General features: G+C 58.2%; 21 protein-coding genes and 1 riboswitch. Of the genes, 3 read left to right on the forward strand and 18 right to left on the reverse strand.

Going from position 1 to position 26,987, the window contains the following annotated elements; genetic code table 11:
- Positions 1-12: 12 nt before the first annotated feature.
- From folP to ACR0LY_RS05355, 8 genes are all read right to left on the reverse strand, one after another.
- Positions 13-1,011, reverse strand: coding sequence for a dihydropteroate synthase (gene folP, locus ACR0LY_RS05320; RefSeq protein WP_170348336.1), 999 nt, complete (start codon positions 1,009-1,011; stop codon positions 13-15).
- Positions 1,008-1,928, reverse strand: a complete 921-nt coding sequence (locus tag ACR0LY_RS05325; RefSeq protein ID WP_170348335.1) for a dihydroneopterin aldolase — start codon at positions 1,926-1,928, stop codon at positions 1,008-1,010. The genes folP and ACR0LY_RS05325 overlap by 4 nt, the downstream gene beginning before the upstream one ends.
- A 102-nt stretch (positions 1,929-2,030) precedes the next feature.
- Positions 2,031-3,404, reverse strand: coding sequence for a multicopper oxidase family protein (locus ACR0LY_RS05330; RefSeq protein ID WP_170348334.1), 1,374 nt, complete (start codon positions 3,402-3,404; stop codon positions 2,031-2,033).
- A gap of 73 nt (positions 3,405-3,477) precedes the next feature.
- Positions 3,478-4,119: a cell wall hydrolase gene (locus ACR0LY_RS05335; protein WP_170348333.1), complete on the reverse strand. Its 642-nt coding sequence runs from the start codon at positions 4,117-4,119 to the stop codon at positions 3,478-3,480.
- Between the two features lie 186 nt (positions 4,120-4,305).
- Positions 4,306-6,867, reverse strand: a complete 2,562-nt coding sequence (locus ACR0LY_RS05340; RefSeq protein ID WP_170348332.1) for a putative PEP-binding protein — start codon at positions 6,865-6,867, stop codon at positions 4,306-4,308.
- A 43-nt stretch (positions 6,868-6,910) separates the two neighbouring features.
- A complete protein-coding gene (gene glyS, locus ACR0LY_RS05345) occupies positions 6,911-9,172 on the reverse strand; it encodes a glycine--tRNA ligase subunit beta (protein ID WP_170348331.1) in 2,262 nt (753 codons plus the stop codon).
- Between the two features lie 9 nt (positions 9,173-9,181).
- The gene (gene gltS / locus ACR0LY_RS05350) at positions 9,182-10,402 is read right to left on the reverse strand and encodes a sodium/glutamate symporter (protein ID WP_170348330.1); all 1,221 of its coding nucleotides are present in this window, start codon (positions 10,400-10,402) and stop codon (positions 9,182-9,184) included.
- 1 nt (position 10,403) lies between these two features.
- Entirely contained in the window at positions 10,404-10,925 is a 522-nt protein-coding gene (locus ACR0LY_RS05355; RefSeq protein ID WP_170348329.1) for a DUF6446 family protein, read from the reverse strand.
- 91 nt (positions 10,926-11,016) lie between these two features.
- On the opposite strand from ACR0LY_RS05355, the gene ACR0LY_RS05360 reads away from it, so the two are divergent.
- The gene (locus ACR0LY_RS05360; RefSeq protein WP_170348328.1) at positions 11,017-11,649 is read left to right on the forward strand and encodes a MarC family protein; all 633 of its coding nucleotides are present in this window, start codon (positions 11,017-11,019) and stop codon (positions 11,647-11,649) included.
- A gap of 8 nt (positions 11,650-11,657) precedes the next feature.
- Here the strand turns inward: ACR0LY_RS05360 and ACR0LY_RS05365 are convergent, their stop codons facing one another.
- A complete protein-coding gene (locus ACR0LY_RS05365) occupies positions 11,658-12,587 on the reverse strand; it encodes a glycine--tRNA ligase subunit alpha (RefSeq protein WP_170348327.1) in 930 nt (309 codons plus the stop codon).
- A 205-nt stretch (positions 12,588-12,792) separates the two neighbouring features.
- Here ACR0LY_RS05365 and ACR0LY_RS05370 point away from each other — a divergent pair, with 205 nt between their 5' ends.
- Positions 12,793-14,532: a serine protease gene (locus tag ACR0LY_RS05370; protein ID WP_170348326.1), complete on the forward strand. Its 1,740-nt coding sequence runs from the start codon at positions 12,793-12,795 to the stop codon at positions 14,530-14,532.
- A 51-nt stretch (positions 14,533-14,583) separates the two neighbouring features.
- Here ACR0LY_RS05370 and ACR0LY_RS05375 read toward each other — a convergent pair whose 3' ends face one another.
- The 5 genes from ACR0LY_RS05375 to metZ all read right to left on the reverse strand — a co-directional run bounded on the left by ACR0LY_RS05375 (position 14,584) and on the right by metZ (position 21,074).
- Positions 14,584-16,158, reverse strand: a complete 1,575-nt coding sequence (locus ACR0LY_RS05375; RefSeq protein WP_170348325.1) for a thiamine pyrophosphate-binding protein — start codon at positions 16,156-16,158, stop codon at positions 14,584-14,586.
- A complete protein-coding gene (locus tag ACR0LY_RS05380; RefSeq protein WP_170348324.1) occupies positions 16,158-17,606 on the reverse strand; it encodes a TrkH family potassium uptake protein in 1,449 nt (482 codons plus the stop codon). The genes ACR0LY_RS05375 and ACR0LY_RS05380 overlap by 1 nt, the downstream gene beginning before the upstream one ends.
- Positions 17,607-17,656: 50 nt before the next feature.
- Positions 17,657-18,334, reverse strand: coding sequence for a hypothetical protein (locus tag ACR0LY_RS05385; protein ID WP_170348323.1), 678 nt, complete (start codon positions 18,332-18,334; stop codon positions 17,657-17,659).
- 277 nt (positions 18,335-18,611) lie between these two features.
- A complete protein-coding gene (gene folE2, locus ACR0LY_RS05390; RefSeq protein ID WP_170348322.1) occupies positions 18,612-19,715 on the reverse strand; it encodes a GTP cyclohydrolase FolE2 in 1,104 nt (367 codons plus the stop codon).
- Between the two features lie 168 nt (positions 19,716-19,883).
- A complete protein-coding gene (gene metZ, locus ACR0LY_RS05395; RefSeq protein WP_170348321.1) occupies positions 19,884-21,074 on the reverse strand; it encodes an O-succinylhomoserine sulfhydrylase in 1,191 nt (396 codons plus the stop codon).
- Between the two features lie 65 nt (positions 21,075-21,139).
- Positions 21,140-21,217: riboswitch (SAM riboswitch) on the reverse strand.
- Positions 21,218-21,339: 122 nt separating this feature from the next.
- Between metZ and ACR0LY_RS05400 the strand changes: the two genes are divergently transcribed.
- Positions 21,340-22,038, forward strand: a complete 699-nt coding sequence (locus tag ACR0LY_RS05400) for a glutathione S-transferase N-terminal domain-containing protein (RefSeq protein WP_170348320.1) — start codon at positions 21,340-21,342, stop codon at positions 22,036-22,038.
- 321 nt (positions 22,039-22,359) lie between these two features.
- Here ACR0LY_RS05400 and ACR0LY_RS05405 read toward each other — a convergent pair whose 3' ends face one another.
- From ACR0LY_RS05405 to ACR0LY_RS05420, 4 genes are all read right to left on the reverse strand, one after another.
- Complete coding sequence (locus ACR0LY_RS05405; RefSeq protein WP_170348319.1) at positions 22,360-23,313, reverse strand: BMP family protein; 954 nt, start codon at positions 23,311-23,313, stop codon at positions 22,360-22,362.
- Between the two features lie 89 nt (positions 23,314-23,402).
- Positions 23,403-24,335 (reverse strand): ABC transporter permease, encoded by a 933-nt coding sequence (locus ACR0LY_RS05410; RefSeq protein ID WP_170348318.1) that lies wholly within the window; start codon positions 24,333-24,335, stop codon positions 23,403-23,405.
- A 3-nt stretch (positions 24,336-24,338) separates the two neighbouring features.
- Positions 24,339-25,424, reverse strand: coding sequence for an ABC transporter permease (locus ACR0LY_RS05415; RefSeq protein ID WP_170348317.1), 1,086 nt, complete (start codon positions 25,422-25,424; stop codon positions 24,339-24,341).
- Positions 25,421-26,980: an ABC transporter ATP-binding protein gene (locus ACR0LY_RS05420; protein ID WP_480640611.1), complete on the reverse strand. Its 1,560-nt coding sequence runs from the start codon at positions 26,978-26,980 to the stop codon at positions 25,421-25,423. The genes ACR0LY_RS05415 and ACR0LY_RS05420 overlap by 4 nt, the downstream gene beginning before the upstream one ends.
- Positions 26,981-26,987: the final 7 nt, after the last annotated feature.

The following is a 26,987-nucleotide window of genomic DNA, read 5'->3' on the forward strand; positions in this document are numbered from 1 at the left end:
TCTAGGACGGGATTACCGGACGGCGGCCCACAGACGCAAGGCCTGAGCGGTTTGAGCCACGTCATGAACACGCACGATCTGCATGCCTTGCGACAATCCGGCCAGCGCTACAGCGATTGATCCCGGCGCACGGGCATCCTTGCGCGGCTCTTGCCCGATTTGCCCGATAAAGCCCTTGCGCGAGACGCCCAGCAGAATCGGGCATCCCAAGCCATGGAAAAGGCTAAGATTTTTCAACAATGTCAAATTATGCGCCTGGGTTTTACCGAACCCGATACCCGGATCGACCAAGATCTGATCGCGGCTCAGCCCAATCTGCTCCAGCTTTTCAACCTGACCTTCAAGGAAATCATAAACGTCCAGCGACACGTCATCATATTGCGGATCGTCCTGCATCACAGTTGGATCGCCCTGCATATGCATCACACAGACAGGCGCGTTAACCTCGGCGCAGAACGGCGCGAGCTGCGGATCAAAGGTAAAGCCCGATACGTCATTGATCAGCCCCGCGCCCGTCGTCCACGCAGCCCGCGCCACGCTGGCCTTGCGGGTATCGATGGAAATCAGGGCGCTCGTCTTGGCGCGAATGGCTTCGATCAGGGGTTGCGTCCGGGCGATTTCCTCATCCTCGGGCACATAGGTAGCCCCCGGTCGGGTCGATTCACCGCCGATATCCAGAATGCTGGCACCATGCTCCACCATCTGCTCAGCAGCGGACACTGCCGTTTCAACCGAGTTGTGCACCCCGCCGTCCGAGAAGCTGTCGGGCGTGGCGTTGAGAATTCCCATGATCTGCGGGCGATCCATCGCCACACCAGCAATCTCTGCGCGTGGGCGCGTCAGACGGTTCAGTGCATCGGCTGGAATATCCCGCGCCGTGACAATCGTCGGCGCATCCGTGCGGGACATCCGTTCTGCATGGGTGAACCACAATTCCTGCCCGGCAAGAGAAACCGCCCCGTCCGGGCGTACAGACCCGTGCTGTACCAGCGGTCGAAAATACGCAGTCACAGTTGCGCCTGATCCACTGGAATAGCGCGCAGAGGCGTCTTTGGAGCGTTCGGCAAGGCACCGCCGATCACCATCATTTCGCTGGCTTCAAAAGTGGCCGCAAACCAGGCTGCCAAGGCTACAGCGTCCGAAGGCGCTGCCGAAGGGCCATCAACCGCATCCAGCACAATCTTTGATGGGGCCCAGACACAAATCTGCCCATTCTTCATTGCCCAATCCAATTCCGTCCGCGTCGACACCACCACACAGCGATGATCCCGTGCGGCCAGAACCCAGGCGTTTTGCTCGATCGCCAGCAGATCAATCCGGCGTTGGGTCATCGCGTGACCAGTCTGTGGCAGCGTCAGTTTCGATGCGCCAACACACAGGATCAGCGGGCGCTGACGGTTCTCCAACTGATCAATCCAACCCGTCAGGTTGGCGGATGAAATGGCCTCGTTCGACAGGAATACCAACCGCGGATGGGGGCGTTCTTCTTCGACCACATCGTGGTGGAGCGTGTCCTTGCCGCGCACGATTTCGACACCCAGCGCGCCCGGTCCACGATCAAGTTTTTCGATGCGAACAAAAGCTCTTACAGCCTGAGGCTCAAGCAAAATGCGCTCTGCCACGCGATCCGCCAACGTCTCAAGCAGGTTCAGACGTTCAGCGGCCAGTTCATGGGCAATCGCCTCGGTCACTCGGTCGTATGACAGAATGCGATCAACATCATCGTCAATCGGATCGGTCAGCGGCCGAACCTCTACAACAATGTTGAAGCAGATACGCTGTGTGGTGCCACGTTCGGCCTGAAAGGCACCTATCTCAACTTCAACGGTATGATCCCTGAGCGAGATGCGATCCAGCGGGCCGCGCGTCGCGGTCGCTTCTGACCGTTCAGACGGGTGCGCAAAGGCAAGGCGGATTTCAGAGCTCATTCGGCGAACCTTTTCGGGCTTGGTAAACTAGTCTACCAAATTTATAGGATGCGCGCGCATATAGCATCGCAACAAACGCCATTCTAGTCGTTGATTGCGGCGTCAGGTTACGCGAAACCAGCTCATCATCCCGGATGCGGCGTGCCCCAGCATATGGCAATGCAGCAACCAGTCGCCCGGATTGTCGGCCACAAGGGCGATTTCACGGGTTTGTCCGCGCTCCACCAGCACCGTATCGCGCCATGGGCCAAGGCTGCCGTCGGGCAGGATTAGCCGAAAATGGTGCCCATGTAGGTGCATAGCATGCGGAAAAGCGGTTTCGTTGACGAACTCGATCCGGTGGGTACTACCGCGCTGCGCATCCAGAAAAGGGTCCAACGGGCGTTCAGCATACCCGTTCAAGGCCCAAAACCGGCCCAGTTGCGCCAATTCGCGGCCAGAAAGCTGCGTGTCGCCAAGCTGCGCGGATTCCAGCCACCGCATCGCACCACCCTGCAACGTCATCCGATGAACCGGCGCGCCGTCCAATACCACCTGCGCCAATGGATTCGCGGGCAAGGGCACAACGCCTGACCGGGCAGTCGTTGCCGAAGTACCGGAAACCGGGAACCGCACCAGACCAAAGCCCCCGTCCCGCTCGCGACTGATCAGCCCGGCGACGGTGTCAGATTCCGCTGTTACGTCCACAATCAAGTCCGCGCGTTGAGCCGGGGCGAGTGGAAAACCTTCCTCAACCTCTAACGGGCTTTCAAGCGGCATTCCGTCCAGCGCAACGATCCATCCTGCCACCCCATCCAGAGCCAGATCGTAGATTCGCGCGTTAGAGGCATTGATCAGCCGTAGGCGCAAACGCTCGTGGCGGCGCGCGGGAAAAACAGGATCAAACTGGCCGTTGACCGAGATCAAGTTCCCCAACCGCCCGGCATGGCTTTGATCATGACCGTTGTCGAAATCCTCAACGATATGTCCGGTGTCTGGGTCCAGTCGCCAATCGTCCAGCATCAGTGTCAGGTCTTGGTCGACATCTGGCCCTGTAGCCTCTTCAACGATCAGCGGGCCGTATAAGCCGCGCGCCACCTGCTCGACCGAGCGGTTATGCGCGTGATACCAATAGGTTCCCGCGTCCGGGACGACAAAGTCATAATCGAACCCCTCGCCCGGTGCGATCACATCTTGCGTCAGGCCCGGCACACCGTCCATCGCGTTGTCGATCCGGATGCCATGCCAGTGCACTGTTGTTGGCTGAGGCAGCTCGTTCACCAACCTGCGCTGAACCCGCGCGCCCTGAGGCAAACGGATTTCGGCACCAGGTACACCACCGCCATAGGACCAAACAGGCGTTTGGGGAAAACCATTCGGGGCGATCTGCTGCATCGCGGTCTGTGCGATCAGATCAGAGCTTGATGCGCGGGCCGAGTGTGGCAGTACCGCCAGTGCGGCTGCTGATTGCAGAAATTGTCTGCGTGTAAACGTCATTGCGGGCCTCCTGGCCCGCAACATAGGTTATAAAACGCCCCGCGCCAGCAAGGTTCCAGCGCGGGTGCGTCAATCAGTTGCTCGCTGTTCGATAATTATGCCTGTAGAAAATATGAACTCCGATCCGCGCGGTTTCTTTATACACGCGCGACCAAGACGGACGAACCGCCGTGGTGTGATAGTGTGTGGCACCTTCGGTCAGTTCTTTGGTGACACCGTCGATGGCCGCACGCGCAACTTTAGCTACGCGCTCATACGCCTTCTTTTCGCGGATCACTTCCTTTTGGCCATCACAGGTGTAAGTGAACTGGCACTGATATTTCTTACCGGTTCCCTGCTTGATCACGCCGCACAGCGAGTCCGGAAACCGGCCACTGTCCACGCGATTCAGGATAACCTCGGCCACGGCAAACTGTCCGCGCACGCTTTCACCACGTGCTTCAAAGTACAGCGCCTCAGCTAGACATTTAAAATTTTCGTCCCCGGTGGCCTTGGGCTGTTGGTCCAGCCAATCCTTCGAATACGACATTTTTTCAGGCTCAAGCTCTTTTCGGGGCTTGAACAGAGTCAGATAGTCGCGAAAATTTTGCCCGGGCACTTCGGTCCGGGTGACAAGTTCGCGTTCGGCAGTATCGGTGGCTTTCTTTTCAGCGAAAGACACACTTGGCAGCATGGTTGCCGCCAACGTGGCAGCAGCCAGTATGTATCGTAGCATCAGATAACCTCGCACAGGCACATATCGCGCCGTACCCTCCCCCGGCGGGCGCGACGAGGCATTTAGCGCAGTCCGGCGCAGACGTCCAGATCAGAAGAAAACGCAAGTGGAAAATCGCCCGTGGCGAAAATTAATTCTGCCACAAGGTTGCTTGAAAACCACTAATCCTAGGGCAATCAGCCTGTGTCAACCCCCAAGTCTGGACGAAATCGCCAGCTGAGCGGAAGCCAGCCGAGCGACAGGCACCCGGAACGGAGAGCATGACACATAGTCAAACCCCAGATCGCGGCAGATGGCGATTGATTCGGGGTTTCCGCCATGCTCACCGCATACAGAAAGGGTGACATCCGGCTGGGCCTCACGTCCACGTTCCGCGCCGAGTTTCAGCAATTCTCCGACCCCGTCGGGGTCAAGCACATGGAACGGGTCTTCGACAAAAACGCCCTGACGAACATAGTCAGACATGAACCGGCCGGCATCGTCGCGGGACAGGCCATAGGTCATTTGTGTCAGGTCGTTGGTACCAAAACTCAAGAACGCGGTCTGAGGTGCAATTTCATCCGCTCGCAAACAAGCCCGAGGCGTTTCTACCATGACACCCAGGCGGTATTCGAACTCTTGCCCTTGTTCGGTTGCAACCGAGGCCGCGACCGTATCGATGCGGGATTTGACCAGCTCAACTTCGCGCTTGGCTGAAACCAACGGGATCATCACCTCGGGCACGACGGGGGCGCCGTCCTTGCTGGCCTCAAGCGTCGCTTCAAAGATAGCGCGGGCCTGCATGTCGTAGATTTCGGGCACTGTCACCCCCAAACGCACACCGCGCAGACCCAGCATCGGGTTGTATTCAGTCATCGCCGCAACACGCCGTTCGACATCCGACACAGGCAAATCCAGCGCCTCGGCCAGCTCGCGCTGTCCACTGCGCGTGGTCGGCAAAAATTCGTGCAAAGGTGGGTCGAACAGGCGGATACAGACGGGCTGACCTTCCATGATACGGAACAGCTGAACGAAATCCTCGCGCTGCATGGGCAGCAGACGCTCCAGAACCGCCGCGCGACCCGATGAAGTTTGCGCAAAGATCATCTCGCGCATCACGATCAGACGACCGGGATCAAAGAACATATGCTCGGTCCGACACAGGCCGATCCCCTGCGCCAGAAAGTTCCGCGCAGTTTGTGCGTCGGCCGGTGTATCCGCGTTGGCGCGGATGGCGATGTCGCGTTCATCATCCGCCCAGCCCATAAGCGTTTGAAAACAATCGTCCAAAGCCGCCTCAAGCATCGCGGGCTGTCCGGCCAGAACTTGCCCCGAGGACCCGTCGATCGTTAAAACGTCGCCCGTCTTGAACACCCGCCCATCGGGGGCAGACAACAGCCGTTTCTTGGTCTGAAACCGCATCTCGGACGCGCCGACGATGCAGGGCAAACCCAACCCGCGGCCGATCACGGCGGCGTGGCTGGTCATACCGCCCTTTTCGGTCAGTACGGCAACCGCCGCATGCATCCCGCGCACATCTTCGGGCGAGGTTTCGCGGCGCACCAGAATACACGGCTCACCCCGCGCAGCGCTGGCCTGAGCCTCGGCGGCGGTGAACACGATTTTGCCGGTCGCAGCCCCCGGGCTGGCGGCAATACCGGTGGTCAGAACATCCCGCTCTGCTTCGGGGTGAACCTGCCGGTGCAGCATCTCATTCAGGGAATGCGGATCGACCCGCATCACCGCTTCTTGCGGCGGAATGATGCCATCTTCGGCCAAACGAACCGCGATCCGCATCGCCGCCCGTGCGCTACGCTGTACGCGGACGCCGTCCAGAATATGCACGTGTCCATTCTCGATCACGAACTCGACCTGCATTTCCTCGCGCAGCTTGGCGCGCATAAAGGCTGCGTGGGCCTTGAGTTCGGCAAATGCCTTTGGGGCGACCTCTTCCAGTGATTTCCCGCGCGGGTCCTTTTCCAGATACAGCGCTGCCACATCCGCACCCAGCGCATCGCGGCCTTGGCTTTGACTGAGATAACGACCGGTGATTTGCGGCAACCCAGTTGCAGGATCAATCAGTTGCAACACACCCGAGCCGCACTCACCCTGCCCCACGCCGGGGATCATTTCCTGAATGACCAAGCCCAACCCCGCATCCGCCGGCGCCCCCTTGGCCTGTCGCAGCAACCGGGCCGAGGTTCCATCCCACGCCCGCGCCATCGATCGTAGGACGGCAATCAGCTGCTCGCCCCGGTCTTGGGGGAATGCCTCGTCCGTTTCATCCTCATAAGCGCGCAAGGATTGGCTCAGCCCTTCGCTGCCATCCGCGCTGATATCGTCGAAAACATCCGCGTCCAAACGGGCCACATGAATTGCGTAGCTTTGAACAAAGCGCAGGTACAGCGCGGCGGCGGCCTCGGCGCCCATCGAATCCGACAGGTCAACGTAGCGCGCGTCGTTCATACCGATATTCAAAATCGCACCGGGGCCACCCCAATCGGGGTCTTCAGAGCTGGGCCGGACGCACAGCAACGCCGTCTGTTCAAACTGCTCCAGAACTGCGGCGATATCCGGTACCTGCCCTTCGGCAATCCGATGTACCGCGTCAAAGGACAGCGCCACCGTTCGCGGCACCGGAAGGTCCAAACGGACTAGACGTTGCAGACATTTCGCTCGCCCGCCGTGTGTATTGGCGGCCACGGGCGCTTCGGTCGTTATCAGAGTGGTATGCGGATTATTCTGCACTGCAGCACCTTTTGGTTTCACCGCAGCATAAGCCCTTGCACCAATGGCGCAAGGGCGTTCTGGATTAACCTTCGATCTTGCTGAGGTCCGCCACGCTGGAACAAACCTGACGGATTTGGCTCAACAGGTTCAGACGGTTGCGGCGCAAAATGTCGTTGTCCGTATTCACCTGAACCTCGTCAAAAAACGCATCGACCGGACCGCGCAGCGCCGCCATAGTGGTCATCGCCTTGGGGAAATCCTCTGACTTCAGCGCCGTCTCGATCTTGCCCTGCGCCTGATCCAAGGCGGCGAACAAGGCCCTTTCGCTGTCCGTCTCAGCGAATTTCACGTCCGCGCCATAGGAGTATTCGACGCCATCCTTCTCCTCGGCCTGCGTCAGAATGTTGTTGGCGCGCTTGAAGCCCTGCACAAGGTTCTCGCCATCTTCGGTCGCAATCACCGCATTCAGCGCACGGGCGCGTTTGACCAGCAGGTTCAGGTCATCATTGCCGTCCATTGCGATACAGGCGTCGATGATGTCGTGACGGATACCCTCGTCGCGCAGGAAGACTTTGAGGCGGTCGTGGAAGAAGGAGAGGATGGACGACGACGCGTTGCTAATCTTCTTCGAGATTCCTTGAAGGATGGAACCATCACTCACATCCGGTTCAAATGGATTATCGGCGCTTTCAGGAATTTGCCCAATCACTGATTTGAACGCCGCCTGAAATACCCCGTACTTAGCGATCTCCTGAAGCGTACTTTCAAGTGTGAATAGGTCTTGTTCATCGCCGGATACCCGAAGACCCTCAAGTTCATATGACAGCAATTGGCGGTCTACGACACCGTGAATCGGCAAACGCAGATCATTCTCCAAGACCAACCGAATAACCCCCAACGCCGCACGGCGCAGGGCAAACGGATCTTTCGACCCGGTCGGCTTCTCATCAATCGCCCAGAACCCGGTCAGCGTGTCCAGCTTGTCGGCCAGTGCCACGGCCACCGACAGCGGCGCGGTCGGCACGTCATCTGACGGACCAAGCGGTGAGTAATGCTCCTGCGCAACTGCGGCCACGGTGGCGTCTTCGCCTGCGGCTTCAATATAATACCGCCCCATAAGCCCCTGGAGTTCGGGGAATTCATAAACCATTTCCGAGTTCAGATCAGCCTTGGCCAGACGCGCGGCTTTCTCGGCCTGATCCGCATCCGCGCCCGTCACCGGGGACAGTTCGCGAGCCAATGCCGCGATGCGGTCGATCCGCTCGGCCTGTGTGCCCAGCTTGTTGTGGAAGGTCACATTCTCCAGCGCGCGGGTCCATTGGGCAATGTCCGATTTGGCGACGCGCAGGTCGTTTTCCCAGAAGAACTTGGCATCCGCCAGACGGGCCGACAGCACCTTTTGGTTCCCCGCCAGAATGGTCGCGCCATTGTCGGCGGTTTCGCGGTTGGCGACGGTAATGAACCGCTCGATCCGACCGGTCTTTGGATTGCGGACCGAGAAGAATTTCTGATGCTCTTTCATCGAGGTCTGTAGCACCTCAGGAGGCAGTTCCAAAAACTCTTCGTCAATCTGCCCCATCAGCACTACGGGCCATTCGACCAGACCGGCAACCTCAGCCAGCAGGCCCTTGTCATCGACCACTTCCAGACCGGCAGCAAAGGCCATGTTCTGGGCGTCGTTCCAGATATGTTCAGCGCGGTCAGAGGGGTTCAGCACCACAAAGGCGCGTTTCAGTTTGGCAGCATAGTCATCGAACGACGTGACCGCGAAGCGATCTGGCGCCATAAAGCGGTGACCCGCAGTGGTGTCGCCCGCTTTGATCCCTTCGACCTCAAGCGGCACGACTTGCGCGCCAGCCTCATCGGACAGAATGCACAAGATTGAGTGCAACGGGCGCACCCAGCGCAGCGAACCGCCGCCCCAGCGCATAGACTTGGGCCAGGGAAAGTTTCGAATGGTGGTTTCAAGCACCTCGGCCACAATCTCGGCCGCGGGGCGTCCGGCTTTTTCGATAGTCGCGAAATAGACCGCGCCTTTGGGTGTATCGCGTTCTTCCAACTGATCGCGGGTCAGGCCCGCACCACGCAGGAAGCCTTCGATGGCTTTGTCCGGTGCGCCGACTTTCGGCCCTTTGCGCTCTTCGCGGATCGTTGGGCTCTCAGTCAGAAGACCTTCGATCGCCAGCGTCAGGCGACGCGGCGTGGTCAGGGCGGCAGCCCCGGCATAGGTCAGACCGGCCTCAACCAAACCGTCGGTCATCCGTTTTTTCAGGTCCTCACCGGCGCGGGTCTGCATGCGGGCGGGGATTTCCTCGGAAAACAGTTCGATCAGCAGGTCGGGCATTTTCGGTCCTTAGAAATTAACGATCGTCTGAATGACGATGGCATTGGCGATATCCACAAAGAAGGCGGATACAAGGGGCAGCACGATAAAGGCAATAGGCGACGGGCCATATCGCTTGGTAACTGCGGTCATATTGGCGATAGCGGTCGGGGTCGCGCCCAGTGCAAAACCGCCAAACCCCGCAGACAGTACGGCGGCGCGGTAGTTGCCGCCCATCACCGGAAACAGAACCCAGATCACGAACGCCACGGCAAACAGGGTCTGCGCACCCATGATAACGACGATGGCCAACCCCAGTTCGGCAATGGTCCAAAGCTGCAGGCTCATCAGCGACATGGCCAGAAACGCGCCCAGCGAAAACTCGGATATCAGCGCCAGCGAGGGGGTCCGGGACACCGGCGGCGCGTTGGGGGCCAGAGCTGCGCGAACATTGGCAATGACGATCCCCATGATCAGGCAGGGCACGAACAAGGGCAGTTTCAACCCGGTAGCCGCGATTGCCTCGCTCAAAAAATAGCCGAAGATGATCGCCAGATTCAGATAAAGCAACACGCGCATGATGGTCAGGTGGTCGATCATGGTCTCGGCCTCAGTGGCATCATCCGGCAGCCCAACTGTGTGTTCTTCGTCCGGGCGTTCCGGGGTCAACTTCTTGCCTTCGACCAAAAGACGGGCAATCGGCCCGCCCACCAGCGCAGCCAACACAAGGCCAAGCGTCGCCACGGCCACGCCGAGTTCAGTCGCGCCCTCAAGCCCGGTGACTGCACCAACCTCGGGGGCCCACGCGATGGCGGTACCATGCCCGCCAATCAGAGACGCAGAGCCAAAGAGAACCCCAGCTTGGGCCGGGTAACCAAAGGCAACCGCTCCGGCGGCACCGACGGCATTCTGGGCAACGATTGTCACCAACGTCAGAATGAGCAGCAGGAACAAAGGCTTGCCGCCGGAAATCAAATCGGCAAGCCGCGCATTCAACCCAATTCCGGCAAAGAACACGATCAGCAGAAAATCCCGCGAGGCAAGGTCGAACGTCAGCTCAAGCCCTGCCACGACATACAGAATCAGCAATACAAGAGACGCCAGCAACCCGCCGGTGACAGGCTCAGGGATATTGAATTGACGCAGCGGAGCGACCCGAGAGTTGATCTCGGCCCCTATCAGATAGACCGCAATGCCAAGCGTGGCGGTCAGAAAATTGGGAATGTGAAGCATTTCCTCGACTTCGGGCATCTCAGTCCCCCGGCCGTGGCGGGCATTCCTCGCCCACAACCGTTCCATCATAGGCTTTTTCACCGCAATTGTTCAGCGCGTGCCAGACATAGCCTTTGCCATCTGCCGTCACGGCCACAATGCGGTCCACGCCATAGTGTATGTTCTTGGCCCCCATAAAAGCTTGCGCCTGTCCAGACTTCAGAGCCTCGGCAATGGCAACCGCGTCGTAGCAGTCAAACCAGCCCGGCGCGGTCAGCGGTTCGGGGTTTTCGACCGGCTGAAAAGCCGCAAGTTCATCGCTCGTCATCTCGGTCTCAAAACACGCCCGGTATCGGATCGGAGAGCTGTCCGCATCAATCGCGTGAAACGCCGTGTACGGGATCGGCTGGGGTTCCTCTGCCCCCTCGACAAGCAATTCCACGTCCTTCCCTGGCTGGGGCGCGACGTCATAGTAGAACCCGTACACCTGAAGGTAATACATGCCCACCCCGGCCAAAGCCGCAGAAACAATAAGGATGATTGCAAGCAGTTTTCCGGTCATCTTCTCAACATCCCGATCACGCGGCCTCTTTCAACTTGGCGGAAAATAGGCCAGTTTCCAAACTGATACAGGTCGGAACGAGGCTATTCGAATGGACATGACCCTTGCCGTTGGGTTCTTCGGCGCGCTGTTTGCGATTATGAACCCGATCACCAACCTGCCCGTTTTCCTGAGCGTCACCGACGGCCTGACGCCCGCTGATCAGCGCAAAGTCGCGGCGAAAACAGCCACGTATTGCCTGATCCTGGGCGGAGCCTTCGCAGCTATCGGCAACCAGACGCTTGGCCTGTTTGGGATCAGTGTCGACGATCTGCGTGTCGCGGGTGGTCTGGTCGTTCTTATGATTGGCCTGAACATGCTGAACGGCAACGAAAGCACCTCGCACCACGGAACCAAGGGGGAAAAGCAAGCCTACCCCGAACCCGCGACGGTGGCGTTTTACCCGCTGGCCTTCCCCATTCTGGTCGGGCCCGGCACGATCACAACGTTGATCCTGTACGCTCACCATATTTCCAAGCCCATGGACGCCATCATCTATGCGGGCGTGTTTCTGGTGGTTCTGTTTTTGTTGTTCATCACCTTCTGGAACGCTTCGGCCCTGGCCAAACGCCTGTCCGACAACGCGCGCGTAATCATGAGCCGTTTCATGGGCATGATCCTGTCGGCCATCGCGATCAGCATGATCGCGGATGGCCTGAAAGTGCTGTTGCCGGGATTGGCCTGAGCGCGCCATCAGGCCTCGAACCCGGCTGCCCCGGTCTGTACAAACGCATCGGCACATTGCTTGGCCAGCGCCCGCACGCGACCAATATAGGCCTGCCGTTCCGTGACCGAGATCACCCCCCGTGCGTCCAATAAGTTGAACATGTGGCTGGCCTTGATGCACTGATCATAGGCCGGGTGCGCCATGATAATACGCTTGCCGGTTTTTGGGTCGTCATGCTCCTGCGCCAGAATGGCGGCGCATTCGGCCTCGGCCTCTTCAAAATGACGCAGCAGAACTTCGGTGTTGGCCACGTCAAAGTTCCAGCGGGCGTATTCCTCTTCGGTCTGTTTGAAGATGTCGCCATAGGTCAGCGGGCTGGGTGATTGCGGATCGTTAAAGGGCATGTCCATCACGTGATCAATGCCCAGCACATACATTGCCAGACGTTCCAGACCATAGGTCAGTTCACCCGAAACGGGTGTGCAGTCATGGCCGCCGACTTGCTGAAAATAGGTGAACTGGCTGACTTCCATGCCGTCACACCAGACCTCCCAACCCAGACCCCAGGCGCCCAGTGTGGGGCTTTCCCAGTCATCTTCAACAAAGCGAATGTCATGCAGGTCCATGTCGATACCGATGGCCTGAAGGCTACCCAGATACAGCTCTTGCAGATCCGGCGGACTGGGTTTGATCAGCACCTGATACTGGTAATAGTGCTGCAACCGGTTGGGGTTTTCACCGTATCGCCCATCGGTTGGACGGCGCGAGGGTTGCACATAGGCCGCCGCCCACGGTTTTGACCCCAAAGCGCGCAGCGTGGTGGCCGGGTGGAACGTACCTGCGCCAACCTCCATGTCATAGGGCTGCAGGATCGCGCAGCCTTTCGAGGCCCAATAGGTCTGAAGTCGCAGGATAATTTCCTGAAAAGAACGTGGTGCGCTGGACGGTTCGGTCATGACATTCCCTTTGGGCACGTCTGCGCCCGGTTCCGGTCGGTTTTGTCCTTCCTATGCAAGGGGCCAAGGGGCGTCAACGGGCCAATCGGGTTGGGCTGTCACTGCACCGCCACACTGGAAATTCCCCGTATTCCAGGCATGGCTTTCTGCGGTTCAATTCGCGTAGTCTGCCGCAAAGCTAAAACACTGCGAACACGGGCAGACAATGACACGCATATTCACTGTAATTTTGTTTCTATTTTCTATCGGCGCAGGCGCCGTATCAGCGCAACAGGACGCTGGCGTCTGGGTTCAGGTCGAGGCGCGCCCTTCGCTGCGCGAGGCACAAGAGCGCGCGCAGGCTTATTCAAGCCTCTTGCCGGACGTAAACGGGTTTCGCCTGAACTCTGGCTGGTATGCCATTGTTATCGGGCCTTATTTGCGCAGTGACGCTGAACAGGTACTGGACGTTTACCGGGCCGAAAGGCAGATACCGGCTGACAGTTACATAGCCTTCACCAGCTCTCTGGGTCAGCAGTTCTGGCCAGTCGGTGCGAATATCCTGAACCGGGGCGTGGTGACACCGCCCGTCGAAAACACTCCACAACCGGAAGCGACCGTTTCGGGGTTGTCGGCTGAGCCCGCAGATGAAACCCGCTCGCAAGCCCTACAGTCCGAACGCCTGCTCACTGCGCAAGAGCGTCGGGATTTGCAGACAGCCTTGCAGGCCGCAGGGTTTTACAACGCCACTATCGACGGCGCGTTTGGTCAAGGCACGCGCCGATCGATGGGTGACTGGCAACGATTCAACGGTTTTGAAGCCACCGGCGTTCTGACCACAGCGCAGCGCAAGTCGCTGATGGATGACTATAACGCGCCGCTGATCAGCGTCGGCATGGCGCGATATTCGGACCCGCAGGCCGGTATTGATCTCGACCTGCCGTTGGATGTTCTTGCCTTTGACCGCTATGAGGCCCCGTTCGCGCATTTCAAAGGCACCACCGACCTGGATGCCAAAGCGCTGCTGATCAGTCAGAAAGGCGACAAGGCGACCCTACGCGCGCTCTACGAGGTCATGCAATCGCTAGAGATCGTCCCACTGGACGGCCCCCGACAATTGCGCGGTGATCGCTTTACACTGGAAGGTAGCGGGAACGGGGTTGTCTCGTACACCCAAGCCGCGCTGAAGGACGGCCAGATCAAAGGCTTCACGCTGGTCTGGCCCGAAGGGGATGAAGCCCGCCGGGCACGGGTTCTGGCCGCGCTCAAGGCCAGCTTCACCACAAACAGCGCCGTTCTAGACGCAGGGGCCGGTGCAAATGCCGAGCAACGGATCGATCTTGTTTCCGGCCTGCAAATCCGCAAGCCGCGCCTGTCCCGGTCCGGCTTTTTCACCGATGCTAGCGGTACAATCCTGACGGTATCCGAGGCCACCGACAGCTGCACACGGATCACCCTGAACGACGATCAGGAAGTTCAGGTCGCCTGGGCCGATGCTGATTTGGGCGTGGCCGTTCTGCGGCCCCGGAACAACCTTGCGCCGATCAGCGTCGCGGAATTCGGCACCGATCAACCGCGCATCCAATCCGAGGTCGCAGTGTCGGGCTTTTCGTATCAGGGCGCACTGGGAGCGCCGACGCTGACCTATGGCCAGATCACTGACGTGCGCGGCCTGAACGGAGAAGACGGAGTGAAACGTCTGGCGATGGCCGCCCAGCCGGGCGATGCTGGCGGACCTGTTTTCGATGACGCCGGTCAGGTTGTCGGCATGTTGCTACCCACTCCGTCCGATGGGCGCACCCTACCCGCCTCGGTCAGTCTGGCAGCCACGGCTGAGCGGTTGAACGCGGCGCTTGAACAGGCAGGCGTCTCGGGCCAACCGGGTCAATCGACTGCCGAGATCTCACCCAACGAACTTAGCCGCAGAGCCAATGGAATGACTGTTCTGGTGCATTGTTGGGATTAATTTGATCCCCAAAAGTGGAACGCCGCCCCTTTGGGCGGCGTTTTTTTTTGTTTACACGATATCAGGCGTTACGCGGATCAGGGTTGGAACCGGCGCGTCAAAGGCCGCGCGCACTGCAGTCTGCATCTCTGCCAAACTGGTAGGCGCGGCAGACAGGGCCCCGAAAGCCTCAGCCAGTTTGCAGAAATCCGGGTTGTGGGCGATCACCGCGTTCGGAGCGATCTGACCTCGGACCATACTGTCCTCGATCTCTTTCAGCTTGCCGTTGTCCCATAGGATAATGGGCAGTGAAAGACCCAGCTCGACCGCTACACCAAGTTCCATCATCGTATAGTGGAACCCGTAATCCCCGGCGATCACGGCTGTTGGTTTGCCCCGACGCGCAACCGCACCGCCAATACCAGCGGGCAAGCCATATCCCAGCGTGCCAAAGCCGGTCGGGTGATGCCAGTGATAGGGATAGGCCATATCCCAGACCTCTTTCCCGGCATAGGCGATTTGGGTCATGTCGGAATAGATCATCGTATCCGCTGGCATGGCATCGCGCAGAGCATCAAGCACCGGAACGATCCCCGGCCGCTCGGCATCGACCTCGGCGCGCCAGCGTCTGCGTGCGTCGGTGATTTCTTCCGGCGTCCAACCCGTTGCAGGTTTCACCTTGTCAATCGCACCCCATAAGGCATGCGCAAAACTTTCCCCATCAGCCTGCAGCTTGACGCCCGCACGATGGTGATCGGACAGAACTCTGGGATCAAGATCGACCCGCACCAGATGAGCGCTGTGCCCCAGGTTGTCGCGCCACAGATCGACCTCGCCCAGTTCGGTACCTACGGCGACCACAAGGTCAGCGGACCCAATCACCTCGGCGCTTCCGGGGCGCGTCAGCATGGCACCAAAGTCCAACGCATAGCCCTGCCCGGCCATCCCACGCCCAGCAAAAGTTGTGAAGCAGGCCGCTCCCAGTTCCGTCAATATCTGCCGCCACAGATTAGACCGCGCGCCACCGCCCAAAATGAACAACGGCCTGCGCGCGATATTCAACAAAGACATGACCGGAGCAATATCGGGTGGCAAAACCTTGGTTCGCAACGCCGGTTGATTGGGAAACGGCGCGGGGTCGGCATCGGCCTCAAGCTGGGCAATCGGCACCTGAATATGTTTGGGGCGCGGTCGGGACAGTTCGAACTCTTCAAAAGCACGCTCGACCAGACCATAGGCGGTCTGTGCGGAATTGGCCTGCCGCGACCAGTCAGTCACGGTTTCAGCCGCCCCAAGCTGATCCTTCATCTGATGCAATTGCCCATGCACCGCCTGCGTTTCATCAAGACAAGAAGACATCACCAGCAGGGGCACCGAATCCGTATAGGCCTGCCCCATCGGTGTCATGATATTGCACAGCCCCGGCCCGGTGATCACATAGGCGACGCCCGGCTTGCCGGTCGCGCGGGCATAGCCATCGGCCATGAACCCGGCCCCCTGTTCATGCCGGGCCAACACATGTGTGATGCCAGCTTCTTCGATGCCGCGATACATTTCCTGATTGTGAACACCCGGAATGCCAAAAATCACGTCAACGCCCCGATCTTTCAACATATGCGAAATCTGGGCCCCCAAGGGTCTTTTCATTAGTTTCTCCAGAATTGGACGGTGAACAACGCGTAGACGGCCAGCAGTTCCAGCCGTCCGACCAACATGCCGATGGACAACAACCATTTGGCGGTGTCATTCAGCCCGGCGAAATTTCCTGCCGGACCGATCTGGCTGCCCAGTCCCGGCCCCACATTGGCCAGTGCGGTCGCAGCCCCCGAAACCGAAGTGATGAAGTCCAACCCCGTCAGCGCCAACGCCCAGGCCAGCACACCCAGCGACAGCACGAAGAACATGAAAAAACTCATCACCGAAGTCAGGACATCCGTCCCGATCGTGCGCCCGCCATATCGCGGGGCAAAAACGCCATGCGGTGACCGGATACGGCGAATTTGCGTTTTGATCGACGCAAACAGCAGCTGATACCGGAAAATCTTGATCGAACAGGCGGTCGAGCCCGCGCATCCGCCGATCAGACCGATCAAAAAGAACAGCATGACCGGGAAACTGCCCCACGTCATGTAATCAACGCTGGCATAACCCGTACCCGAAATGATCGAGGTGATGTTGAACAGCGATTCCCGGAACGCCTGTTCCCAATGATGTGGAAAGACTACGGTTAGGAACACCGCCATGACCACGACCAGCACCAGGATTGTCGCCAGGAATGTCTGTATCTGGCTGTCCTGCCACAGTGAGTTCGTGTTGCCATTGGCGAATTGAACATAGCGCACGAAAGGCAGCGCCGCGAGGATCATAAAGACCGCAGCCGCATACTCGGTCGGCCCCGAGAAACTGCCGAAGGACGTGTCGTAGTTCGAGAACCCTCCGGTCGCGATGGTTGTCATCGCATGCACCACGGCATCGAAAAACCCCATCCCCAAGCCGGCGTAGACAAGCGCGCAGACAAAGGTCAAAAAGACATAGATCAGGGATATCTGCCCAGCGATCTCTTGCGCGCGCGGCAGGATTTTCCCCATGGTTTCAAACCCTTCCGAACGGAAGATCTGCATCCCCCCCACGCGAAGTTCGGGCAGGAACACCATGGCGACTACAATAATCCCAATGCCGCCCAGCCATTGCAGCAATCCGCGCCACAACAGCAAACCCTGTGGCAGATTATCAAGCCCGGAAATGACAGTCGAACCAGTAGTGGTCAGCCCCGACATTGCCTCAAAATAAGCATCGACAAAGCGCAGCTCGGTCTCGCCGAATAAAAACGGGATTGCGCCGAAAAAGGGCAGCGCCACCCAAACGCCGGTGGTCAGCAAAAAGGTCTGACGGATCGTCAGACCTTCGCCCACTCCGTTCGAACAACTGATGGACAGGATAACGCCCGTCAGCATGGTGATGACGCCGCTTCCCAGAAAAACAGGCCATTCGCCCCGGCCTTCGATGAAATCCGCAAGCATGGGAAGCATCATGGTCGCCCCAAGAATGGCGACCAACAGGCCAATCACATATCCAACCGGGCGCATATCCGTCATGAGGCGCAGCGTTGGCGCGCCTGCACGACTGTGTCAAGCGGATGTCCCGTTTACTCGTCGGTTTTGCTGACGGGTGTGGGCATTGCGGGCGGTTTTGAAGGCGCGCGCGTCCGGTTCTGAGGTGCCGCAGACTTGGCTGTATTCGCCAGGGGCGCCACAGGTTTCGCCTCGGCTTTGGGGGCCACAGGCTTGGCAGCAGGTGCAGCCGTTGGTTTTGCCGTGACCGATTTCGCCGCCTGCACTTTGGGCGCGGCTGGCTTGGCTGTGGCCTTGGGTGCCGCAGGTTTCGCTACTGCCTTTGGAGCCACGCGTTTTGCGGCAGGTTTGGGTGCGGCGGGCTTTGCCTCGGGCTTGACGGCCGCAGGTTTAGGCGCTGCAACCTTGGCCACTGCTGGCTGGGAGGCCGCATTTGCCACAACCGGTTCAGATGATTCGGCTTTTGGGTTCGCTGCCGTCTTGGCCCGAACGCGCGGCTTGGACTTTGGTGCGGCGGTCGTTTTGACCTTGGCTACAGGCTTGGCAGCTGCCACCTTGGATTTGAATTCCGGTTTCTTTTTGGCAGGTGCAGGAACCGACGAAGACGCGTGCAGAGCATGCACTGGAACGAAAGGCAACTCCATGGCCGAATTCGCCAAAATCTGCATGATCTTCAGTTGGTTGCTGACTGCATAACCGGCCAGTCGAATGGCCGCCGCCTGAAACTCAAGCGGTTGGGTAATCGGATTCATTAGTCATTTCTCCTGTAAAAACGAAGCAACCTTCCAAGAAAAGAACCGCTCTGCCCCACCCCGGTATTAGGGGCGAGTGACCAAGGCCTGAAATCCCCGGACATCGCACGTCGCGGCTTCCTTTTCAGAGTGGCCCGAAAGCTGACACGCCCTCACACCATGGCTGCGTTCACGGATAGTTTAACGCGAAACACACTGCGCGTGCAGAAATATTGCTGCAATGCGGCAATATTTCGCCCATTGGATCAAAATGAGACAACAGGATGCTCTTGTCGAGCTACCCGATGTGAAACAGGGTCGAGAACAAGCGTGGATCCAAGCTGGCGGAAACAAAGGTTGACCCTTCGGTCAGCACCGACACTGCATCGTGGCTGTGCAGGCTTTCCTGATGGCTGGCCACAACACGGAAATCACCGACATGATGATCGGCCAGAAGCTCGGCACAGAACAAGCGCGCGGCGTCTTCGACAAAGATTGGGTTGGCGGCATTCAGCTCGGCAAAGGCCTGTTCGTCCTCGCGTTTGACCATCACTTGCGTTTCGGTCGGTACGGCGCGGCGGCACAGGGCAATCAGATCTTCGAACCACAGGCAATCTGCTTTGCAATCAACAACAACGGAAATCCGCGCAACAGAACGCTGGGAATGCGGTGTCGCCAATTGCCCCCGTGTGGACCGCGCATGTTCGCTCAGCTCAAGCGAACATGGGCAGGTGGATGAATAGACATAGTCCAGATGGATGATCTTCTGACGTACGCCGTTTTGTTCGACCAGTTCCAACGCGATGTCGTAATACTGATACCCTTGCAACCCCGATCGCAGGCTTTCCACCCGGTCCGGGTAGGAAAACCGCATCTGGATACGTGCATCGAAACTGTCCAGATCGGTCATATAATCGTCCAGCGCAGCCTCCATGACCTCAAAACTGAACGTACGCTCGGCATGTTTGTAGAACGAGCGCATGATGCGGGACATGTTGATGCCCTTCTTTTCGGCATCAAGGCTGACCGTTCCGGTGACCGAGGTTTCAAGCGTGAGATCCTCACCATGTTTACGGTGGAACCGAATCGGCAAACGGAAATTAGAAATGCCCACATGCTGAATTTGTTGCATGGCCCCGCGGATCAGGCTGGACGGTCCGTTTTGAAGGTCCGGCAACGATGCCCGATAGGCCGCGTCAACTGTGAAGTCTTCGGCATATTCTCGCGACAGCGAAGGATAATTCACCGGAACCAGTCCAGGCACGAGGCGCGCAATTGCAGGATCAAGCTGGCTGATCTCAGCTTCACTCGCGGACTCGGCCCATTTGCGCAGCGTTCTAAGCGCGGCGGCGGCGTCTTCATTGTCAGGTGCGTCTTCAATGGTGCGGGGGTACACATTCATCGAACGGGGTTCCTCGGTTGGTCGCCGGACTATATACAGGTTCGACGCTTTTTCCAGTTTAACCGTATACGCATCAAAGTACGGCCCGGATGAAAATCCGCAAACATCGCGGGAGTTACGCCGCGTTTACGCAGTTTCACCCAAGGCATAACAGGATATAGAGCGTAGTTAGCGCTGAGAAACGTCCAAAGCGCGCTTAATATCGGCAAGCAGGTCGCCCGCATCCTCCAGACCGATGGACAGGCGGATCAGGCCGGGAGTAATGCCCAACTCGTCTTTCTGCTCATCGCTCAGCCGTTGGTGGGTCGTGGTCGCCGGATGGGTCGCAATCGACTTGGCGTCGCCCAGGTTGTTCGAAATCACCGGAATCTTCATCGCGTTGAGGAACGCAAACGCAGCCTCCTTTCCGCCCTTGATATCCAGCGACAGAACGGTGCCGCCCTTACCGCCCAACTGTGATTGAACCAGCGCATTCTGCGGATGCGTCTTTAGCCCCGGATACAATGTGCGTTCCAACGCGGCGTGACCCTCCAGTGCCTCAGCCACGATCTGGGCCGTCTCAGCCTGAGCATTGACACGCAGGGTCATCGTTTCCAGACCTTTCAGCATGATCCAGGCGTTAAACGGGCTCAGCGCCCCACCGGTGTGCTTCAGATAAGGCTCAACGGTGCCGCGGATGAAGTCCTTGGTGCCGATGATTACGCCGCCCAGCGCACGCCCCTGCCCGTCGATATGTTTGGTCGCCGAATAGATCACAACATCCGCGCCCTGCTCGATCGCACGCGAAAACACTGGGGTCGAGAACACATTGTCCACGACCACCATCGCACCAACCGCATGGGCCAGTTCGGCGACGGCCGAGATGTCGATCACCTCAAGCGTCGGGTTCGACATGGATTCAAAGAACACAGCCTTTGTGTCGAGCCGGATCGCCGCTTTCCATTCGTCCAGATTGGTGCCGTCTACGAAAGTTACATCTACACCAAACCGGGTCAGGATGTTCTCGACAATATACAAGCATGAGCCGAACAGCGCCTTAGCCGAAACGATGTGGTCGCCTGCCTTCAGCATCGAGGTCAGCGCGCCATTGACAGCCGCCATGCCCGAAGCTGTGGCGAAAGCATCCTCGCCCCCCTCAAGCGCCGCGATACGCTGCTCGAACATCGACACGGTGGGGTTGCCATAGCGGGCATAGATGAACTCATCCGGGCCACATTCCAGAAAACGGGCCTCGGCCTGTTCGGCATTCTCATAGACGAACCCCTGGGTCAGAAAGATCGCCTCGCTAACCTCATTGTATTGGCTGCGACGGATGCCGCCATGGACGGCTTGGGTGCGTTTGTTCCAGCTTTCGCTCATGTCATTCCTCTCGACCTTTGCCCGGCAAAGGCATCAAAAAAACCCCAGACGCGGTCAAGCGAAAGGGGCCTTTCATCCTGACCTTTTAGCGGCGTTGTTTAGCGTGGCCCGCAATCCGGTAACAAATCGCCACGTAGCTCTGCGAGAGGCAATACGCTTCGGGCGGTTTGCCGTCAAGCCCGGCGTTCCCCCGGTCACGGTTGCGTAATCGGCCCTTGCCGCCCCGTCAGAAACCCGCATGATCCTTTCAACAAAAGGAGGGCACATGGCGGACCCGATTGATCTGTATTTTTGGCCTACCCCCAACGGGTGGAAGGTATCCATCGCGTTAGAAGAGATGGAGTTGCCCTATTCCACGCATCTGATCAACATCGGCAAGGGCGATCAGTTCGACCCCGAGTTCCTGAAGATTTCGCCCAACAACCGTATGCCTGCAATCTTTGACCCTGACGGGCCCGACCGCGCGCCGGTTTCCGTGTTCGAAAGCGGGGCAATCCTGATGTATCTGGCTCGCAAGACCGGGCGGTTTTATGGCAATACCGAGCGTGACCGGATAGCAGTCGAAGAATGGCTGATGTGGCAGATGGGCGGCGTTGGCCCAATGGCCGGTCAGGCGCATCACTTCCTGAAATACGCACCCTACATGGACCCACCGCAGGACCTGCCCTATGCCAAAGACCGCTACCGAACCGAGGTCGGGCGTTTATACGGCGTGCTGGATCGACGGCTGGCCGACAACGAATATGTCGCGGGCGACTTCTATTCCATTGCCGACATGTCAATCTGGGGCTGGGCCAGCCTATGGGAAGGCCAGCAGCAGGTGTTAGAGGACAAGCCGCACTTTACCCGCTGGCTGGAGACGGTCAGTGCCCGTCCCGGCGTCCAAGCCGGTCGCGCACTGCATGCCGAATTGCGTACAGATAATCGTGACAAGCAGTCGCAAGAGACCTTGTTTAAGCGATAAATCAAATCGATCCAGTTTTAGCTGTGAGCCCAGTTCGACCGATGCTGCAATGCGCATAGATGTCTGGTCATAGATTTTGCAAGGATGATGTTGATTGAGCGTTTTGCATGGTTGGATCTTAGGCAGTCCTGGATTTGTTCATTTTCGGGTGTTGTCGACCTAATAAACAGGAATAGAAAGCATAGCGAATCCGGCGAAATTGGGGGTAACGCAATCCCACGCGGTACAAGCGAAAGGCTTCAATCATTGATTTCTCTAACAATAAAAAATGCCCCCAGACTTGGGGGCGAGAGTTATAGAGGAGCGATTACAAGGGATGCCTTATTGTGGATTCACAACCAAAGCACCGGAATTCATGGCGTCGATCAGTTTGTTAACTTCATCGACAACGTCCACCGGGATGTCTGGGTGGAACGACCCGATCCGCATGGCCAGTTCATTGCCCATATCCGCCCGGTAGAGCGCACCTTCCAGTTTGCCAGCAGCTGCCAGTTCCAGGTAGGACCGCATGTTGCCTCGGACATCTAGAATAGCGGACTGTAGTATTTCCGGCCATTCGTTGATCGCATCACGATAGATGCCGATGCCATAGACGCCTTTTTCCTGAACAGCCTGCATGGAGCCCAGCGTCGCGCTGTCCATTGTCGGCCAGACGACATCGGCGCCTTGGGAAATTTGGTTCAAAGCAGCTTCTTTGCCCTTGGCGATGTCATCCCAGTCGCCGGTCCAGGTAACCAAAACTCTGATGTCCGGATTGGCCGCTTTGGCCCCCGCTTCATATCCAGCAACCGTGTCGGTCGTGAATTTGAACTGTTGCGCCGCGATGATGCCGATGGTGCCTGTGTCTGACATGGAGCCCGCGACGTAGCCCATTAGATAAGCGATTTGGCTGAAATAGAAATCCGCGTTGGCAATGTTGTCTTTTGTGCCCAGTCCGTTGTTCACCATGAACATGGTTTCCGGGAAGCGTGCTGCGACACGTTCCACTGCGTCCTGGAACTCTCCGCCGTGACCGATCACAAGGTCATACCCTCGGCGTGCGTAGTCGCTCAGGACTTCGATTTGTTCCGGCTGATGCACGCTTTCGGAAAAAGCGGCTTCAAAGCCAAGCACTTCACCTGCCTTGGTGAGACCTTCGAATCCGGCTTGGTTCCAGCCATTATCAGAAATCGATCCGGGCATAACGATCGCGGCGCGTTCGATCCCGTCAGCGACCGCAGGCCCGGCCAACATCAGTGCCGCAAGCCCCGCCAATAGTTTGGACTTTAATTGCATTGTTGTTCTCCCATATTGGATATGTGTTGTCAGGGTGACGGGAGGATCGCGACGTGAAAAACGATGGTTTCTCACGTCACGGCTGAGATTTATCGATGCTCCCGGTCGTAGGGGAGTCCAACGCTTGCAGGTGCGCTGGCCTTGGCGCCGAGGACCACAAGTGCGATGAGCGATGCGAGGTAAGGCAAGATCAGAAAGAGCTGATAGGGAACCTCTGGCGAGGTGAATTGCAGTTTGAATTGCACCGCATCACAGAAGCCGAAGAAAAGTGCCGCGCAGATCGCGCCGATGGGCGACCAACGTCCTAAGATGATTGCCGCAAGCGCAATGAAGCCTTTGCCCGCGCTCATGCCTTCCGCAAACACATAGACTTGCGATAAGACCAGATGCACCCCAGCAAGTGCCGCGAGGGCACCGCTGACTGCAATTGCGAGATATTGCATGCGAAAGACAGGAACCCCAGCCAAGTCCGCGGCCTTCGGGTTTTCGCCAACGGCGCGAAGGTCCAGACCTTTGTGGGATTTCATCAGCCAGAACCAGGCGGCTATTGCCAATCCGATCAAAAGGTAGAACAGCGGATCCTGGGCAAACAGGGACGGGCCAACTACGGGAAGATCTGACAAGTAGGGAATATCGATCTGCGAGAACCCGTTTACCCGCGCCCCTCCGGCCTGAGCTCCAAATATCTGACGAGACAGAAAAGCTGTGAGTCCGGCCAGCAGCAGGTTGAGCGCGATACCGCCAACCAGCTGGTTGATGCGCAGCCGGATCGACATATACCCAAGCAGCAGGCCTGAGATCAGGCCGCAAATGATCCCGCATCCGAGCCCGATCATGGCGGAGCCCGTTGCGAAAGAACCAGCAGCGGCGCCAAGCGCACCGGCGAGGATCTGACCTTCGAGGCCGATGTTGTACAGCCCGCCACGTTCCGCAATCACCCCGCCAAGGGCAGCAAAGGCAATTGGCGTACCCAATCGGGCGGTTCCGGCAAGGACGTCGCCCAGCAAAACAAGATCAATCATAGCCTATGCCTCTTTCTTTTGGCGTTGTGGTTGGCGGCGCAGCCGCAGGTTTTTTGCCAGGGGTTTCAGAACGGATGTTGACTTGGTTCGCGGTGTCACGAGGGCGGCGGCGACCAAAACCACAACAAGCCCCTCGACCACTTCGATGACGGAACTGTCGACCCCGACGGCACGTTGCATCGTTCCCGCGCCGGCAGAAAGTCCGGCAAGGAACAGCGCGGTCAACGGCGCGACAATTGGGTTAAGAGCCGCAAGGAAGGCGACGACAATTCCGTCATAGCCGTAGCCATCGCTAAACAGGTGGAACAGGCGGTACTTCAACCCAATCACCTCGATTGCGCCGGCCATGCCTGCAAGGCTGCCGCCAATCAACATGGCGCGTATGATGGTCTTTTTCTGGTCCACACCGGCATAGGCCGCAGCGCGGGCATTACGCCCCACTAGGTCCAAGTGGAAGCCCGATGGCGTGAAGCGCAGCCAGAAATACAAGATAACCGTCATGGCCAGCCCAAATACAAAGCCCACATGGGTATCAGATCGCGGCATCAGAATAGGCAGGCGATAGGCTTCTGAGACTTCCTCCGAATAAGGATATGGCGCGCCTTCGGCCAATAGCGGCCCGGCCACGGCATAGCTGACGATGTGGATCGCAATGAAGTTCATCAGCAGTGTGACAATGACCTCATTCGTGCCCCGATAGGCTTTGAGATACGCAGGAATTGCCGCCCAAAACGCCCCACCGGCGGCGGCAGCGATAAATATCAGCGGCACGCCCAATAGACCGGGCAGATCGGGGATCGCCAAAGCAAAGACGGCGCCGAACAACCCACCAATATAGATCTGCCCCTCGCCACCGATGTTGAACACACCGGCGCGCATCGGAATAATCACGGCCAGCCCCGCCAGAAGCATAGGTGAGGCTTTGACCAGCGTATTGGAGAAGCCCCAGTAATTTAGGAAAGATTCCAGAAACAGAACCTTATAGGCCTCAAACGGGTTGTGCCCGTCGAGCAGGATCAGCACGCCGCCAACGCTGAGCGCTAACAGTAAGGCAATCGCAATCCGGCGTTGCATGGTAAATCTGTTCATTGTACTTCCTCCGGCGCCGCGGTCATCAAGAGCCCGATGTCTTGAAGAGTTGTGTTTTCTGGATCGACAACACCCGTGATCCGACCAAAGGCCATCACGGCGACGCGGTCAGAGATGTCGAGCACATGTTCAAGTTCAGTGGAGATATAGAGAACCCCCACGCCGCTTTGGGCGACGGCGCGGATCTGGTTCTGAACAAATTCCGTTGCGCCGACATCAAGCCCTTTAGTCGGCTGTACGACGACCAAAAGATTGCGTGCCCGGGCCACTTCACGGGCCAAAACGATTTTTTGTTGATTGCCACCGGATAAAGCCGAGGCGTTCAATTTTGGGTCAGGGGGCCTAATGTCAAAGGCCGCGACCACGTTGCTTGCGATCTCGTGCATCGCGCGCCGGGAAATCAGACCGCCAGACATGAACCTGTCTTCGCCAATGGATCGAAATGCCATATTTTCTTCGACACTGAGCGACAGGACCAAGCCTTCGGCATGGCGGTCCTCGGGCACGAAGCCTATGCCGTCTGCAATGCGCGAAGCGATGGAGGCGCTTGATATCTCCGTGCCATTAAGGTGGATGGCGCCGCTGGTTTGCCTTTTGAGGCCAGTGATCACCTCGCTCAACTCCGTCTGGCCATTGCCGTCAATCCCGGCGATTCCAAGAATTTCACCAGCCTTCACGGAGAGGGTCAGATCCTGCAGGATTTCGGCCCCGCCTGGATCGATCAGGCAGACATCAGAGACAACCAGAGCGTCCGGTGCTGAGCTGGTGTCATTGCGCGCCTTTTTGGCCTTGAGCGTCTCGACCGTTTCGCCGGTCGGCTTGTCTCCCATCATAAGCGCTGACATCTGGGCCATGGGCGTGGTCGCAACCGGAAGAACTCCCTCGACACGCCCATGGCGCATTATCATGACGCGATCGGCAATTTCGCGGATTTCATCGAGCTTGTGGCTGATGAAAAAGACAAGGCAGCCGTTGGCGACCAACTTGCGCACTCCTTTGAGAAATGGCGCGACTTCGGTCGGGGCAAGAACGCTGGTGGGTTCATCCAGGATCAGGATCGATACATCGCGAAACAGCGCCTTAAGGATTTCCACCCTTTGCTTCATGCCCACAGGCATTTCCGTGACACGGATGTCGAAATCGACGTTAAAGTCAAAGTCGCTGCAAAGCTGCCGAATGCGCGCCCGCGCTTCGGCACCCCGCTTTGTGCTGGGCAAGCCGATCAGAATGTTCTCTTCGGCGTTCATCGCGCCGACCAGGCTGAAATGCTGGTGGATCATGCCGATCCCATGCTCAATAGCTTTTGCTGGGCTGGTCACCGAAACAGGTGTTCCGCCCAGTTTGATTTCGCCGTTATCGGGCTGATACAGGCCGATCAAAACGCTTGCGAACGTGGTTTTACCTGCTCCGTTCTCGCCCAAAATCGCAATGCACTCGCCCTTCGAGGCCAGCAGATTGACATTGTGCAATGCACGAACGGCGCCAAACGACTTGTCGATGCCAGTGACTTTCAAAAATGGATCCAAGACAACCTCCCAACTTTCACGCAAATTCAAGAGAGAA

The sequence above is a fragment of the Ruegeria sp. BC5 genome (assembly GCF_056539205.1).